Origin of the sequence: Kribbella amoyensis (assembly GCF_007828865.1) — a bacterium.
GTDB classification, from domain to species: domain Bacteria; phylum Actinomycetota; class Actinomycetes; order Propionibacteriales; family Kribbellaceae; genus Kribbella; species Kribbella amoyensis.
Genome location: NZ_VIVK01000001.1, coordinates 2,061,121 through 2,076,707, shown reverse-complemented (window position 1 = coordinate 2,076,707; position 15,587 = coordinate 2,061,121). Strand labels below are relative to the sequence as shown.

Annotated in this window: 11 protein-coding genes; 6 read left to right on the top strand and 5 right to left on the bottom strand. The window is 70.7% G+C overall.

Translation table 11 applies throughout. The features are described from left to right. Nucleotides 1-38 precede the first annotated feature (38 nt). The 3 genes from FB561_RS09980 to FB561_RS09970 all read left to right on the top strand — a co-directional run bounded on the left by FB561_RS09980 (nucleotide 39) and on the right by FB561_RS09970 (nucleotide 1,667). Complete coding sequence (locus tag FB561_RS09980) at nucleotides 39-911, top strand: hypothetical protein (RefSeq protein WP_145805293.1); 873 nt, start codon at nucleotides 39-41, stop codon at nucleotides 909-911. Between the two features lie 67 nt (nucleotides 912-978). Continuing rightward, entirely contained in the window at nucleotides 979-1,281 is a 303-nt protein-coding gene (locus FB561_RS09975) for a hypothetical protein (protein WP_145805291.1), read from the top strand. 77 nt (nucleotides 1,282-1,358) lie between these two features. Next, a complete protein-coding gene (locus tag FB561_RS09970) occupies nucleotides 1,359-1,667 on the top strand; it encodes a hypothetical protein (protein WP_145805289.1) in 309 nt (102 codons plus the stop codon). A gap of 90 nt (nucleotides 1,668-1,757) precedes the next feature. Here the strand turns inward: FB561_RS09970 and FB561_RS09965 are convergent, their stop codons facing one another. From FB561_RS09965 to FB561_RS09955, 3 genes are read right to left on the bottom strand one after another with little or no spacing between them, the layout of a single operon-like run. Beyond that, entirely contained in the window at nucleotides 1,758-6,251 is a 4,494-nt protein-coding gene (locus tag FB561_RS09965; protein ID WP_145805287.1) for an FtsK/SpoIIIE domain-containing protein, read from the bottom strand. Further along, nucleotides 6,242-7,336, bottom strand: a complete 1,095-nt coding sequence (locus FB561_RS09960) for a hypothetical protein (RefSeq protein WP_145805285.1) — start codon at nucleotides 7,334-7,336, stop codon at nucleotides 6,242-6,244. The genes FB561_RS09965 and FB561_RS09960 overlap by 10 nt, the downstream gene beginning before the upstream one ends. Beyond that, complete coding sequence (locus FB561_RS09955) at nucleotides 7,333-7,842, bottom strand: sigma-70 family RNA polymerase sigma factor (RefSeq protein WP_145805283.1); 510 nt, start codon at nucleotides 7,840-7,842, stop codon at nucleotides 7,333-7,335. The genes FB561_RS09960 and FB561_RS09955 overlap by 4 nt, the downstream gene beginning before the upstream one ends. Before the next feature lie 266 nt (nucleotides 7,843-8,108). Here FB561_RS09955 and FB561_RS09950 point away from each other — a divergent pair, with 266 nt between their 5' ends. Beyond that, complete coding sequence (locus FB561_RS09950; protein WP_145805281.1) at nucleotides 8,109-9,119, top strand: RICIN domain-containing protein; 1,011 nt, start codon at nucleotides 8,109-8,111, stop codon at nucleotides 9,117-9,119. A 21-nt stretch (nucleotides 9,120-9,140) separates the two neighbouring features. Here FB561_RS09950 and FB561_RS09945 read toward each other — a convergent pair whose 3' ends face one another. Both FB561_RS09945 and FB561_RS09940 read right to left on the bottom strand, forming a co-directional pair. Continuing rightward, nucleotides 9,141-10,055, bottom strand: a complete 915-nt coding sequence (locus tag FB561_RS09945) for a 1,4-dihydroxy-2-naphthoyl-CoA synthase (protein ID WP_145805279.1) — start codon at nucleotides 10,053-10,055, stop codon at nucleotides 9,141-9,143. A 28-nt stretch (nucleotides 10,056-10,083) separates the two neighbouring features. After that, complete coding sequence (locus FB561_RS09940) at nucleotides 10,084-11,097, bottom strand: LacI family DNA-binding transcriptional regulator (RefSeq protein WP_145805277.1); 1,014 nt, start codon at nucleotides 11,095-11,097, stop codon at nucleotides 10,084-10,086. 145 nt (nucleotides 11,098-11,242) lie between these two features. Here FB561_RS09940 and FB561_RS09935 point away from each other — a divergent pair, with 145 nt between their 5' ends. Together FB561_RS09935 and FB561_RS09930 are read left to right on the top strand one after the other, a co-directional pair. Then, complete coding sequence (locus tag FB561_RS09935) at nucleotides 11,243-13,201, top strand: Xaa-Pro dipeptidyl-peptidase (RefSeq protein ID WP_145805275.1); 1,959 nt, start codon at nucleotides 11,243-11,245, stop codon at nucleotides 13,199-13,201. A gap of 69 nt (nucleotides 13,202-13,270) precedes the next feature. Beyond that, complete coding sequence (locus FB561_RS09930) at nucleotides 13,271-15,586, top strand: glycoside hydrolase family 95 protein (protein ID WP_202880581.1); 2,316 nt, start codon at nucleotides 13,271-13,273, stop codon at nucleotides 15,584-15,586. Nucleotide 15,587: the final 1 nt, after the last annotated feature.

Here is a 15,587-nt window from a genome sequence, read left to right as displayed (position 1 = left end):
GTGGTCTGGGTGGAACCGGCTGGACAGCAGGAGGTGCGATGGCCGACATCAAGATGGACTACAACCTGCTCAACGACGCGAAGAAGGACCTGCACGAACTCGCCAACGACCTGATCCCGTCGATGGACGACGACGTGTTCAAGTCCCTCGGCGACGGCAGCGCGGACGACGAACTGGGCAGCAGCGAGATCTCCTCCGCCGTGTACTCCCTGCAGTCCAACGCCGAGTACACGATGGGCAAGGCGAAGGACGGGCTGACCAAGCTCGGCGACTCGTTCGGTTCCGTCGGTGAGGCGTTCCTGCAGTTCGACGCCGAGATCGCCCAGGGCATGCACGCCACCAACAGCAACCTGGCGCTGTCGAACTACCAGCGCGAGAAGGCCACCTGGGACTACTACCTGGAGCACAAGGACGAGTGCGTCGGCGACGACCCGCCGGACTTCTGCAGCGCCACCGACCCCGGCGACGACCCGCCGCTGGACCAGACGATCGTCACCGACCGGGGCAACGTCAACACCCACCTGACCCTGGACGACGAGGGCAACGTCATCAAGGAAGAGACCACCGTCACCTACGACGGCAAGACATACACCTCGGTGACCGACTACAGCGACGACGGCAACACGATCGTTTCCAACAGCAACTATCCCGACGGCAGCACGGTGCACAACGAGACCAAGCTGGACGACGAGGGCGGTTCACACAGCGTGTCGACCAGCACCGACACCGACGGGAAGAAGGACGTCACCGACACCACCATCGAGCCCGACGGCAGCGGTACCCAGACGGTGACCGACTCCGACGGCACGGTGCACGAGTACACCCGGGGACCGGACGACTGGCGAGGGACCAGCCAGGACTGGGTCGAGACTCCGGAGAGCATCGAGGAGAACGGCGGCGACACCACCTGATCCACCCCGCTACCGCGGGATTGTCCACGCCACCAGGAACGGCCGACCAGGAAGTGAGTGAACCGTCATGGCGCAAGACGGCATCAACCTCGAGTACGGCAAGATCGAAGAGGCGGCCGGCCTGCTGAGCGACGCGAACGCCCGGCTGGTGCCGCAGATCGCGACGCTGCACACCCGGGTGAACACCCTGGTCGAGGACGGCCTGGTCTTCAAGACGTCGAGCGACACCATCCGCAACCTCTACAACACCTTCGACACCTCGCTGCGGGAAGTTGTCCAGGGCATCAAGGAGTTCTCCCTGATGTTCGAGGCCATCGAGCAGAACGCGAAGGACTTCGACCAGGGCATCAAGGACGCGCTGCCGGGCTAGCACCCGACGGCGACCCGGCGCCCGGACATCCCCTCCCACCCCAGTTTTCAGCCCAACCAGGAAGTGAGTGAACCGCCATGGCGCAAGACGGCATCAACCTCGACTACGGCAAGATCGTCGACGTCACCAACCTGATGAAGAACGCGCACGAGCAGATCGTTCCGCTGATCGGCACGCTGCGGGACCGGGTGAACACCCTGGTCGAGGACGGCATGGTCTTCAAGCAGTCCAGCGAGGTCATCCGCAGCACCTACAACAACTTCGACTCCAGCCTGCAGGCCGCGGTGAAGGGCATCAACGACTTCTCCGACATGTTCAACGGCATCAAGAAGAACGCCGAGGAGTTCGACCAGGGCATCACCGACAGCCTGAACCAGACGAAATAGGGCCGGTCCGGCCGAGCTCGTCCGAAGAGCTCCGGAGAGATCCCCGCGGGGAACTCCCGGAGCTCTTTGCGTGCTGGGAGGTTCCGGTCCTCAGACGCGCAACGTGGTGAGCGGGAGCTGGACGGCGACCGGCGTGGAACCGGGTCCGGTGGTCCAGGCCCGGCCGGTCCGCGGGGCGGCCCGGGTGATGTTGTGGTTCAGGCGTACCCCGATCAGGTCGCCGTCGCCGAAGGAGCGGGGCTCGGTGACCACGCCGCGGCGGGCCCGTCGAGCCGCGGTCGGCCAGCCGCCCATGCCGGACTGGAAGCCGTCCGTGGAAGCGGCGAAGACGAGCCCGACGCCGTTGTCCCGGCCGGAGACGATGATCTCCTTGAGGACCCGGTCCGCCGCGGCCGACATGAGCAGGTCGGCGTCGTCGATCAGGACGACCTTGGGACCGCTGATCTGGTCGAGGGTCGAGCGGAGCACGTCCTCGCCGGGATCGGAGTCACTCATCAGCACCACCTGCGGATGCCGTTCGAGCATGCGCAGCTGGCTCTCCCGCGGGGTGATCAGGACCAGCGACGTCCCACCGGCCAGCAGCGAGACGGCCAGACAGGACAGCGTGTTGCTCCGGCCCGACCCAGGGGGCCCGAGGACCGCGAACGACGACGCGACCCCGGACAGGTCGACGCCGAGCGGACCGGCGTCGTCGCCACCGAGCCCGATCAGACCCCACAACGGTCGCCGGTCGTCGGCCGGGACCAGGTCGTACGCGGCCGAGAACTCCACCGACGTCGGCAGTTCGGCGACCGGGATCGGGCGCCGTGCCGCCGGGACCTTCGCGTCCCGCTTCCTGGCCGCGACGGCGATCTCGCGGATCGCCTCCACCTGCGCGGCTCCGCCGCCTTCGGCCAGGACCGCGACCTGGGTCTCGGAGCCGGTCAGGACGTGCCAGCCGCGACCGGCGTTCACGTGCGCGGGGACCTTGGTGAGCCGGAGGCCGGCCGCCTGGTAGTCGGTCCGCTCGGCCTGGCGCAGCAGCAGTTTGTGGTCGTTGTGCGAAGCCAGCCGCCCGCCGAGCAGGGAGCGTTCCGAGGTCATCACACAGTGGACGCCGACGCCCGCGCCCTCGCGCAGCAACCGGATGACGTCCTGCAGCATCTGGCCCTGGTCGTGGTCGTCCAGCGTCGCCGCCAACGCGTCCCAGCCGTCGATCAGGACCAGGATGTGCGCCGGGCGGTCTGCCTTCGGCAGGGCCTTGCGCAGCTCGGTCAGGCCGGTGGCGTTGTGCTTGCCGGCCAGCTCCTGGCGCTCGGTGATCTCCTGGTTGAGCCGGCGCAGGACGCGGCTCATGCGCTCCATGTCGTGCCGGGACGCGACGGCTCCACAGTGCGGCAGCGCCTCGAGTACGGCCAGACCGCCGCCGGCCGCGTCGAGCCCGTAGATGTGCAGATCGGCGACCCCGATGTTCTTCGCCGCGGACCCGGCCAGGGTGCGCAGCATCTGGGTCCGGCCGGTGCGCGGGGCCCCGATCACGTACAGGTGGCCGAAGGTCTCGAAGTCGACCCCGGCGACCCGCTGCTGCTGCAACGCGGGCAGGTCTTCCAGCGCGTACGGCGCGAACAGCGCCTGGTGGCTCGTGTCCGGCAGCTCCGACAGCAGCATCTGCTCCTTGAGCGCCGGCCGCCACGGTTGTGGCTGGGGCGTGAAGTCGTCCAGTTGCTCGGCCGCCTGCCGGATCGCCTCGACCAGCGCGTTCAGGTCGGTGACCGCGGGACCGGTCGGGGCCGCGTCCTCGATCACCGGCAGGTCGTCGAGCTGGACGGCCTTGCCGAGCGACGCCCAGTCGAGATCGGTGACGTGCACGTTCGACGGCTCGACCGGACCCTGCTCGACCAGGTCGTCGGCGAGATCGCGTTCGGCGCCGACCCAGGCGGTCTGGAACAGGTCGGCCAGCCGGGGTCCGCGCCGGATCACGGCCCGGCCGGGGATCGACGGGTTGATAGAGGCCGCCTCGTTGACGTCGACGACGTCCTGGCTCTCGGCCGGATCGGTCACCCGCAGGGCGATCCGCAGGTTGGTGTTCGCCCGGATGTCGCCGGTGACGACACCACCGGGCCGCTGGGTCGCCAGGATCAGGTGGATGCCGAGCGAGCGGCCGCGCTGGGCGATACCGATCAGCCCGGGGACGAAGTCGGGGATCTCGCGCACCATCGCGGCGAACTCGTCGATGATCAGCACCAGCCGCGGCAGCCGGGCGAGCTCCGGATCCAGGACCCGCTTGGCCTGGTAGTCGGGCAGGTCCTTGGCGTCGGCCGCGGCGAGGATCCGCTCCCGGCGGCGCAGCTCGGCCTCGAGGGACTCGAGCACCCGCTCCACCAGGTGGGTGTCGAGGTCGGTCACCATGCCCAGGGTGTGCGGCAAACCGGCACACTCCTTGAACGCGCTGCCGCCCTTGTAGTCGACCAGGACGAAGGTCAGCTCGTCCGGCCGGTTGACGGCCGCCAGCGACGCGACCATGGTCTGCAGCAGCTCCGACTTGCCGGACCCGGTGGTCCCCGCGATCAGGCCGTGCGGGCCGTCGGCCACCAGGTCCACCGCGAGCCGGCCGTCGAAGTCGGCGCCCAGCACGAACGCCGTACTCGCCGGGCGGCGCTGCCAGCGGCCGACCAGCGTCTCCGCGGTCGGCGGCTCCAGGTCCAGCTCGTCCAGCAGCTTGACCCGCTTGGGCAGACCGGCGTCGTGGTCCGGGCTGACGTCGCGGATCGGGGCCAGCGCCCGGGCGATCTGCTCGCACCACTCGGCGGTGACCAGGTCGATGCGCACGTTCTTCTGGTCCGGAAGGCCGGGCCGCTTCACGGTCAGGTGCTGCAGCCCGGTCGCGAGGACCGCGCCGCATTCCTCGGGCAGCAGCCGCTCGTCCCGGTCCAGGCAGATGCTGTACACCCCGACGGACGGGCCGTCGGTCAGAACCTGGATGAACCCCGGGACGTCGCGCAGCCGGCGGGCCCCGTCGGCGATCACGACGACCTCCGGGTCGGACAGCGGCGCGTTCCGGCCGGACGCCTCGATCCGGCGCTGCCGGCCCTGGACCTGGGAGATCAGCTCGGTGACCCGGGCCGTCGTGGTGGCGTCGTCGTTCGCGATCAGGACCGCCGCGGGCGCGCCTTCCGGCCGAAGATGCGGCAACCAGCGGACCCAGTTCCAGTCGTCGGCGCGGTCCGGCTCGGCCAGGACGACGATGCGCAGCATCCGCGGCGAGTGCATCACCGCGGCCTGGATCACCATCCAGCGGCTGAGCGAGCGGGATTCCGCATCCCGCCCGGCGATCCCGATGACGCCGTGTCCCCGCAGCGGAACAGCGACCGGCGCGTCCGGGATGGTCCACCGGATCGTCCGGTGGTTCTCCTCACGGCTCTGGTCGTCCAACTCCTTCAGCGACGGCTGGTCGGCGGTACCGAGCCGGAGCAGCAGGTAGTCGGGGTCGGACCGGCGGCGCTCCCACAACCGGCTGCCCGGCATCGTGGCGAGCTGGGCGATCCGGACCGGGTCCGGCGCGGTCACGTTGCGGATCAGGCGTTCCCGGGCGACCGCGTCGCTGATCTCCTCCTCCAGCGCCGCCTTCCGGGCGTTGTACCGGCGGATCGCCTCCAGGTGCTCGGCCCGGTTGTTCTTCCGGCCGCTGAAGAAGTTCATCCCCATCATCAGCGGGCTCAGCATCGTGAAGACCAGGAAGTAGTACGAGTTCAGCAGCCAGACCATCACCATGCCGAGCACCACCGGTGCGATCACGATCGGCCACGGGAACGGCCGCTTCGGCGGTGGGGTCGGCGCGGTCGGCAGCCGCAGCTTCTCGTCGTCCAGGTGCGGCGCGATCCGCGGTGGCCGGTTGTAGTCCAGCCCGAACCCGTCGTCGGAGAACCGGACCGCGGCCACCGGCTCCAGCGAACCGCTGCACCGCAACAACACCGAGCCGACCGAGAGGTCCTCCTCCGGCAGCCACTCGTTGATCTGGCCGACCGGGCTCTCCCCCGGGTCGATCGCGGGTGATCGCTCGTCGGCGGCCGGGTTCGCCAGGTCCTTGACCCGGATCGCGCTGGTCGCGGCGTCGTCGTCGGGCGGCCCGATCAGCCGGCTCATCACCTTGCCGTTCATCGGCTCGGTCTGGTGCCAGTACGTCTCACCGGCCGGCCCGACCGTGATCCACAGCCCACGCGGCGGTACGCCGGAGCCGTTCAGCCGGATCGCGCAGAGCGGGTCGGACCCGATCTCGTGGCTGCCGGGCCCGATCCGCCAGATCCGGCCCGCGTCCGGACCGGAGACCGCGTGCAGCTCGACGGTGACCGGGACGGGCCCGGCCGGTCGTTGCAGCAGGTCGGGCGTGTCGGCGGGGGCACCGATCCCGAGGACACCGCCGTCCCGGACCCCGGACCCGGCCAGCGGCGCGGCCGGGTTGAGCTTCCGGCGGCCCACGAACAACGCCTGGCCCGGGCTGCCCAGGCTTTCGGCGAGGGCGCCGACGGAGAGCCCGCGCGGGAGCTTGACCACCCGGTCGGTCCGCCGGGTGCCCTGCTGCTCGACGGTGGTGAGGTTCAGGTCCACGAGGTCGCCTTCGGTGTCGACGCGTCGGTGGGCCGGTCGATCGGCCGGCCCTGGTCCGGACCGAGCACCGAGACCCCGGACACCCCGGCCGGTACCCGCAGGTCGTCCAGGTCGTCGGTCGTGGTCGCCGGCCGGGCCGGTCCCCGGGTCTCGAAGTCGTGCGGCGGCAGCCGGCGGACCGACCGTGCGACGGCCCTTGCCAACGGCAACGGGTCGATCTTCAGCCAGGACGCCGCGCCGTGCAGCCGCAGGCCGCGCTCGGCGGTCGCTTCCACCAGCCGCGAACTCCCCCGAGCCACCCCGAGGCTGACGAGCCGGACGCCGGACGGGACCGCCTGCTCCACCGGCGCCGCGCCGACCACGAACCACGCCCCGATCCGCTTCAGCGCTTCGTCCAGCCGCAGCCCGTCGTGCCGGTCATGGATGCCCTCGGCAACATCGACCGCCCCGGCCGGCAGCCGGACGTCGAGCTGCGCGGCCAGCGCCTGGACGACGGCCTTGGCGGTCCGGGGCACGCCGTACACCGACAACGAGGGCGGTCCGGCCAGCAGGTCGATCATGATCGCGCTCCGGCCCTCGCTCCCGGTGCCGAGACAGACCAGCAACGGCGTTTGGGCCGGCGTATGGCTGGACGGCAGCGAGTACTCGGCGAGCTCGTCCCGCGGGATCCACCACAACCGCGGATCGTCCTCGTCCTTCTCCCACGGCTCGGGCAGCGGCCGCTCCACCGCGGAGCCCGCGACCAGGACGCCGATCCGGCGCTTGGTCAGTGCCAGTGCGTACGGCACCATCGCGGAGTCGACCGCGGCCGCGAACGTCATCGCCTGCTCGGCCTGGGCCCAGCCGGCGTGGTTCCGCAGCACGCGCATCAGGAAGCGCAGCCGGCGGCGGTACCGGACCCGGTCCCGGATCGGATCGGTGAAGGCGTGCACGGTCCGGCTGGTCTCCCGCTTGATCCAGCGGAACAACCGGCGCCAGCCGCCGAGTTTGCGGACCAGCAGATTGAGCAGGACGAGGAACAGCAGTCCCAGGCCGATGTACCCGAGCACCTGGTGGGTGCTGCTGCCTCCTCCCATCGCGCTCATGCAGCGGCCTCGCCCCAGTCGCGGCGCAACAGGTCGGCGCGCAACGCGCGGACCGCGGTGTGGGTCCGCGACTTCACGGTGCCGAGCGGTACTCCGAGGGCGGTGGCGACGACCTCGCCGGGCTGGCCGCGCAGGTGGACCCGGACGATCACCTCGCGGTGCGCGGGGGACAGCCGCCGGAGCGCGTCGACCAGGACGTGCCGGTCGGTGACCCGCTCGGCCGGGTCCGGCGCGCTGATGGTGGTCGCGAACTCGGCCTCGCACAGACCGCTCGGGACCGCGCGCCGCTCCCGGCGGTGCAGGTCGACGACCAGGTTGCGGGCGACCCGGAACAGCCACATCCGGATCGGCCGGCTCTCCCAGTCCAGCGTCTCGGCCTGCTGCCAGGCGCGCATCAGGGTCTCCTGGACCACGTCCTCGACAGCGAACGTGTCCCAGCCGACCAGGCTCTTCACGTAGCGGCGCAGGCTGTCGCGTTCGGCCAGACAGAGCTCGATCGCATGCATCCTGCCGGGGCTGATGTCGTTGATGACGGACCTCACAGGTTGGGGCGGTACAGAGCAGAGACCCGAAATTCGCTGTTTAATTTAACTTCTGAAGACAACCGATGCAATCGCTTCCGATGAACGATGCGTAACGCCTATGGTTCATCGAGTAACGGAACGGTGATCTTCGGGGTCACGTTCGATTCCGGCAACGACCCCGCGAACGCTCGACCTGGCCGCCCTTGCCGGAGGCGGCCGGCTGATCGCCCTAGACGCCTGGAGTTGACGTGCGGCCTCCTCGATTCGCCCGGTCCCGCCGGTCCGACGGTCCGGGCTCGACCCGGTTCGCCAAGACGTTCGCCCGCCGTCCGCTGACGCCCCGGGTGACGTCGCTGCCCGACCGGCGGGCCTGGATGACGACGGCCTTCGTCACCACCTTCGTGGCGGGCGCGGCCGTCGCCGTCCCGATCCTGACCCACCTCGGCGGCGGGAAGTCGGACACGATCGTCAGCGTGGACGCGCCGCTCACCTCACGAACCACCACCACCCCGACCGCCACGCCCACCAGCACGCCGACCACCGGCCCGGAGGTGACCAGGACCACGACCGTGACCGGGGAGCCGCGCGTGTCGGTGGCGACCGCGACCGTGACGGTGACCGCGCCGGGCGGCCAGGAGACCGTGGTCCGGCCCGGCACCACCGTGACGTTGCCGCCGACAACCACCACGGTGACCGCGCCGGGCAAGCCGTTGCCGCCGCCGGCGCCGCTGACCGCGACCACGACGGTGACCACCAAGGTGACCGAGAAGGTCGAGCAACCGCAGCCGATGGTGCAGAAGGACCCCGACGGCGTGCAGCCGATGCCGAACGCGCCGGCCAGGTTGCGCAGCGACGGCGCCGCGCGGTGCGTGGACGTGAAGGACGGCCGGGCCGGTGCCGGGACCGACGGCACCCCGTTGCAGGTCTGGGACTGCCACGACGCCGGTGGCCAGATCTGGTCGTTCAAGACCGACGGCACCGTCCGCGCGCTGGACCAGTGCATGGACCTGGCCTGGGGCTCGATCGCCGAGAACACCCCGGTCCAGCTGGTCGCCTGCAACGGCAGCGCCGCCCAGCAGTTCCGGATCACCAACTCCAACGAGCTGGTCAACCCGGCCGCGACCGGCAAGTGCGTCACCGTGGACGGCGGCGACAACGGCAAGCGGCTCTTCCTCCGCACCTGCACCGGCGCCGAGAGCCAGAAGTGGCACCGGAACGCGACCGACGCCGACCGCAAGATCGGCGCCCAGGGCAACTGAATCGCGCCGGGAACCCCTTGCCTAGAAGGCGTACGGGAACCCGGACCAGTCGGCCGGGCGCTTCTCCAGGAAGGAGTCGCGGCCCTCGGCGGCCTCGTCGGTGCCGTACGCCAGCCGGGTCGCCTCGCCGGCGAACAGCTGCTGCCCGACCAGGCCGTCGTCGACCAGGTTGAACGCGTACTTCAGCATCCGCTGCGCGGTCGGCGACTTGGCGCAGATCTTCCGGCCCCAGTCCAGCGCGACCGCCTCGAGCTCGGCGTGCGGGACGACCTTGTTGACCATGCCCATCCGGTGCGCGTCCTCGGCGGAGTACTCGTCGCCCAGGAAGAAGATCTCGCGGGCGAACTTCTGCCCGACCTGACGGGCCAGGTACGCCGAGCCGAAGCCGCCGTCGAACGAGGCCACGTCCGCGTCGGTCTGCTTGAAGCGGGCGTGTTCGGCGGAGGCGAGGGTGAGGTCGGCGACCACGTGCAGGCTGTGCCCACCGCCGGCGGCCCACCCCGGGACGACGCAGATGACCACCTTCGGCATGAAGCGGATCAGCCGCTGCACCTCGAGGATGTGCAGCCGGCCCGCCTTCGCCGGGTCGATCGTGTCGGCGGTCGTGCCCTCGGCGTACTTGTACCCGTCCTTGCCGCGGATCCGCTGGTCACCGCCGGAGCAGAACGCCCAGCCGCCGTCCCGCGGGGAGGGGCCGTTGCCGGTGAGCAGCACGCAGCCGACGTCGCTCGACATCCGCGCGTGGTCGAGCACGCGGTACAGCTCGTCGACGGTCCTCGGCCGGAAGGCGTTGCGTACCTCGGGCCGGTTGAAGGCGATCCGGACCACGCCGGCGTCGACCGCGCGGTGGTACGTGATGTCGGTCAGGTCGAAGCCGTCGACCGCCTTCCACGCCGACGGGTCGAACAACTCGGAGATCTGTACGTCCTCGGTCACGGCACCGAGGATATTTCAGCCCGCCGGGTCAGCGTTTCCCGGTGCTGTCCCGCAGCACCACCTCGGCGCTGAAGGTCTCCGTCTTCGGCTCGCCGCCCTCGACCGCGAGCTCCAGCGCCCGGCGGCCCATCTGCTCCAGCGGCAGCCGGACCGTGGTCAGCCCGGGCCAGACGTCCCGCAGGGTCGCGATGTCGTCGAACCCGGCCACACCGAGCTGCCCTGGCACGTCGACGCCGCGGCTGCGCAGCGCCGACATCGCGCCGACGGCCATCACGTCGTTGACGGCGAACAGGCAGTCCAGCTCCAGCTTGCGGGCGAGCAACTCCTCGGCCGCGCTGTGGCCGCCGTCGCGGGTGAAATCGCCCGGCAGGACGGCCACCGGCTCGAGCCCGGACTCGGCCAGCCCTTCGGCGAACCCGGCCCGGCGGTCCCGCGCGGTGGCGAGGTTCTCCGGGCCGGACAGGATGCCGAACCGGCGCAGGCCCTGGCCGACCAGGGACCGGGCCAGGTCGGCCGCGCCCTGCCGGTTGTCCGGCTCGATCGTGTGCGCCGGCATCCCGGACTGGCTGACCAGCGCGAGGCCCGCACCCGACGTGAGAAAGGTCTCGATCTCCACCGCGGTCCGGGCCAGCACCTCGGCGTCGGTCCGGCGGCTGCCGATCATCACCGCGGCCCGGGCGCGTTGCGCGCGCAGCGAGGACAGGTAGGCGATCTCGCGGTCCGCGTCCCGGAACGTACTGGCCATCATCACCAGCAGGCCGCGTTCGTCGGCGGCCCGCATCACGCCGTTCGCGATCGCCGCGAAGTACGGGTCCTCGATGTCGTGGACCAGGATGCCGACCACGTTCGTCGACGACTTCGCCAGCGCCTGCGCCTGCGCGTTCGGCGTGTAGCCGAGCTCGGCGGCGGCCGCGCGGACCCGTTCCTGCAGCTCGGGACGCGGCACCCGGTCGCCCCCGTTCAGCACGCGGGAGGCGGTCGCGACCGACACACCGGCGCGCTGCGCCACGTCCAGCAATGTCACCGGAGCTCGCAGATTCATCGGTACCCACCTTCCGGACAGCTCCCCCTGGGTGGCGGTCACCCTATCGGACCGGAGGAGTCCACTACGCTGCGTGGCGGTCAAGTGGCCGCGATTATCGTCAGAGCCTGGCGTCGGCGCCACAGGTTGACTAGCCTTCCCAGCCATGACGACCGTCCGCGCCAGGGTGACCGTCCTGGCCTCGTCCACCGTGCTCTGCCTGGTCACGGCCACCGGCACCGCCACGGCCGCCCGCATCCCGGACGGACCCCCATCGGCTCCGGCCGACGCTCCGGCCGTGGTGCCGTCGAGCCTGGCCACCGGTGTCCCCGAGCACGTCGACGCGCGGACCCGGAGCACCCAGCCGGTGTACGACTACGCCGGCGCGATCCGCGAGTCGGTCTTCGTCGACACCACGATGGACACCGACTCCGACGGGCAGCCGGACGTGATCGCGGTCGACATCGTCCGGCCCCGGGAGACCGAGGCGGCCGGCGTGAAGATCCCGGTGATCATGGACGCGTCGCCGTACTACGCCTGCTGCGGCCGCGGCAACGAGAGCGAGAAGAAGACCTACGACGAGACCGGCGTCATCCAGAAGATGCCGTTGTTCTACGACAACTACTTCGTCCCCCGCGGGTACGCAGTAGTCGGCGTGGACATCGTCGGCACCAGCCGCTCCACCGGGTGCGGCGACGTCGGCGGCAAGGACGAGATCGACTCCGTGGTCGCGGTGATCGACTGGCTGAACGGCCGGAACACCGCGCGGACCGGGGACGGCCGACCGGTGAAGGCGTCCTGGACCACCGGCGCCGTCGGGATGATCGGCAAGTCCTACGACGGCACCCTGGCCAACGGCGTCGCCGCCACCGGGGTCCGCGGGCTGAAGACGATCGTGCCGATCTCGGCGATCTCCTCCTGGTACGACTACTCCCGCTCCGGTGGCGTGCCGTACTCGATCGACTACATGCCCTGGCTGGGTGGGTACGTCGGCCACGACACCCCGGCCTGCGACGCGGTTCGTGCCGACCTCGGCGAGTCCGACGACGACGAGACCGGCGACTACACGAAGTTCTGGGCCGAGCGCGATTACCTGAAGGACGCCAAGAAGGTGAAGGCCTCGGTGTTCGTCACGCACGGGCTGGCCGACTACAACGTCCAGACCAACCATTTCGCCCAGTGGTGGGACGCGCTGGCGAAGAACAACGTGCCGCGGAAGATCTGGCTCGGCCTGGAGGACCACGTCGACCCGTTCGAGTTCCGCCGGGACGCCTGGGTGGACGAGCTGCACCAGTGGTTCGACTACTGGCTGCAAGGCCTGCGGAACAACGTGATGCGCGAGCCGCAGGCGTCGGTCGAGGTGGCGCCGGACCAGTGGCGCGACTACAAGACCTGGCCGGCCACCGGCAAGACCGTCGGCGTCCCGCTGGCCGAGGGCAAACTCGGTGCCTACGGCAAGGGCACGGTGACGGTGACCGACGACCCGACGCTGACCGAGGACACCGTGGTGGCCACGCCGACCGACGTGATCGCGGGCCGGCAGATGTTCCTGTCCGCGCCGCTGCCGACGCCGATCCGGGTCAGCGGTACGCCGACCGTGACGTTGCGGGTCAAGGCCGACTCGACGACCACGCCGATCACGGCCCGGCTGATCGAGTACGGCGAGGCCGAGCGGTACGCCGGGGTCCGGCGGACGGATGTCAGTACCTGCGAGGGTTCCAGCACGGAGTTCGACGACAGCTGCTACTACACGGTCGAGAAGTACACCGAGGCGAGCGACCACGGCATCGTCAGCCGCGGCTGGATCGACGCCGCGCACAGCGACTCGCTGAGCAAGCCGAAGCCGCTCACCCCCGGCCAGTGGACCACCGTGACGGTGCCCCTGCGGGCGCAGGACGAGGTCATCCCGAAGGGGCGTGTGCTCGGTCTCGCGGTGACCTTGAGCGACACCGAGTGGACCACGCCGAACGACACCGGCGCGACCATCGACATCGACCTGGCGCACAGCAAGCTCAACCTGCCGGTCACCGCCGGCAAGGTGACCGCCCCGGCGAAGCCGCAGCCGATCGACGTCCGGATCACCAACCCGACCGAACGCCCGAACCTGCACGACCCGCTCGGCTGATCCGCGCGGCCGCGTCCGCCCGGTGATCGGAGGTCTCCACCGGGCGGGTAGGGCGATTAGCCTTGGCCGGTGCTCACTCACGAGGTGCTTCCGCCGACCGTCGTCCCCACCGCCGCGCCCGGCCGGCTGACCTACTCCGCCCCGGCCACCCGGTGGTTCGAGGCGTTGCCCGTCGGGAACGGCCGGCTCGGCGGCATGGTGTACTCCGGCGACCGGGTCGAGCGGATCGACCTGTCCGAGTCCACCGCGTGGTCCGGCGCCCCCGGGTCATCCGATGTCAGCCCGACCGCCCTGACCAAGCTGCCGCAGATCCGGCGACTCCTGCTCACCGGGAAGTACGCCGAGGCGCAGGCGCTGGCCGGCGACCACCTGCTCGGCCGGCCCGGCAACTTCGGGACCAACGTGCCGTTGCCACCGCTGCTGGTCGAGTACGCCGGGAGCGGGACCGCGTCGGCGTACGAGCGGTCCCTCGATCTGGCCGACGCGATCGTGCGGACCTCGTTCGAGCTGGACGGGATCACGCATCGGCGCGAGGTGTTCGCCACCCACGCGCACGGCGTGCTGGTCGCGCGGTTGACGACGAGCGCGCCGACGACGTGCACGATCTCCCTCGGCGAGGGCGCCATCCCGGTCGAGGTTTCGGCCGACGAGGACACGCTGATCGGCAGCGGCCAGGCGTACGAGACCCTGCACAGCGACGGGCGGACCGGCGCGACCGTGGAGATCCGGGCCCGGGTCGCGACCGACGGCGTGCTGTCCACCGGGACGGACGAGGTGCAGGTGACCGACGCGACCACGGTGACGATTTTGGTTGCTGTGGGCACCGATTGGCAGGGCGAGGACCCGATCGCGCGGACCATGGAGCTGCTCGCCGACGTCCCGGGGTACGAGGTGTTGAAGGAAGCGCACCTGGCCGACTACGTGCCGCTGATCGGGCGGGCGGGGCTCGACCTCGGTCGTACCGACGATGCGGTCCGCGGGTTGCCGACCGACGAGCGACGGGCCCTGTTCGCCAAGGGTGGTGAGGATCCCGAGCTGCTCGCGCTGTACTTCCAGTACGGGCGGTACCTCACCATCGCAGGATCGCGGCCGGACTCGCCGTTGCCGCTGGCGCTGCAGGGTGTGTGGAACGACGGCCGCGCCTCGGGTGGTCCTTGGACGAACGACTTCCACCTCGACATCAACACTCAGCAGAACTACTGGGCCGCCGAGATCACCGGACTCGGCGAGTGCCAGCTCCCGTTGTTCGGGCTGATCGACCGGCTGCGCGCGAGTGGCCGGGTCACCGCCGCGGAGATGTACGGCGCGCCCGGCTGGGTCTCGCACACGGTCACGAACGCGTGGAGCTACTCGGCCCCCGGCTGGGGTCTCGGCTGGGGCCTGCACGTCACCAGCGGGATCTGGATCTCCCTGCAACTGTGGGAGCACTTCGAGTACCACCGGGACCTCACGTTCCTCGCCGACCGCGCGTACCCCGTGCTCCGCGACGCCGCGCAGTTCTTCCTGGCGTACCTCACCGAGGACCCCGAGACCGGCCAACTGCTCAGCGGTCCGTCGGACTCGCCGGAGAACTGGTACCTGACCCCGGACGGCGAGCAGTGCTCGATCTCGCTCGGCGCCACCTGCGACACGGTCCTGATCGAAGCGCTGTTCCGGATCTGCACCGAGGCCGCCGGCCTGCTCGACGTCGACGCGGAACTCCGCACCGAGCTCACCGCCGCCCGGGCGAAGCTGCCGCCGTTCCAGGTCGGCAAGCACGGCCAGCTGCAGGAGTGGCTGCACGACTTCGACGAGGCGGTCCCGAGCCACCGGCACACCAGTCACCTGATCGCGCTGTACCCCGAACGCCAGATCACCCCGCGCGCCACGCCGGACCTGGCCCGCGCCGCCGAGGTCACGATCGAACGCCGCCAGGCCGCCGACGGCTGGGAGCAGACCGAGTGGGTCGAGGCGAACCTGCTCACGTACTACGCGCGGCTGCTGAACGGGGACCAGGCCTTGCACCATCTCCGCGGCCTGGTCGCCGACGCGAGCGAACACAACCTGCTGTCGTACTCTGCGGGCGGCATCGCCGGCGTCGTCCAGAACGTCTACTCCTTCGACGGCAACGCCGGGGGGACCGCCGGGATCGCCGAGCTGCTGGTCCAGTCCACTCCGGACGAGATCGAACTGCTCCCCGCCCTCCCGACCAGCTGGCCGGCCGGATCGGTCCAGGGTCTCCGCGCCCGCGGTGGCCTCGCTGTCGATCTCACCTGGTCGGACAACGCGCTCACCGAGGCCCGGATCATCGCTGCGCTGCCGTCGTCGGTGCGGGTGCGCCTCGGCGAGGATGTCGCCGAGCTCGACCTGGCGGCGGGTCAGTCGGTCCGGATCACCCGGACCTGAC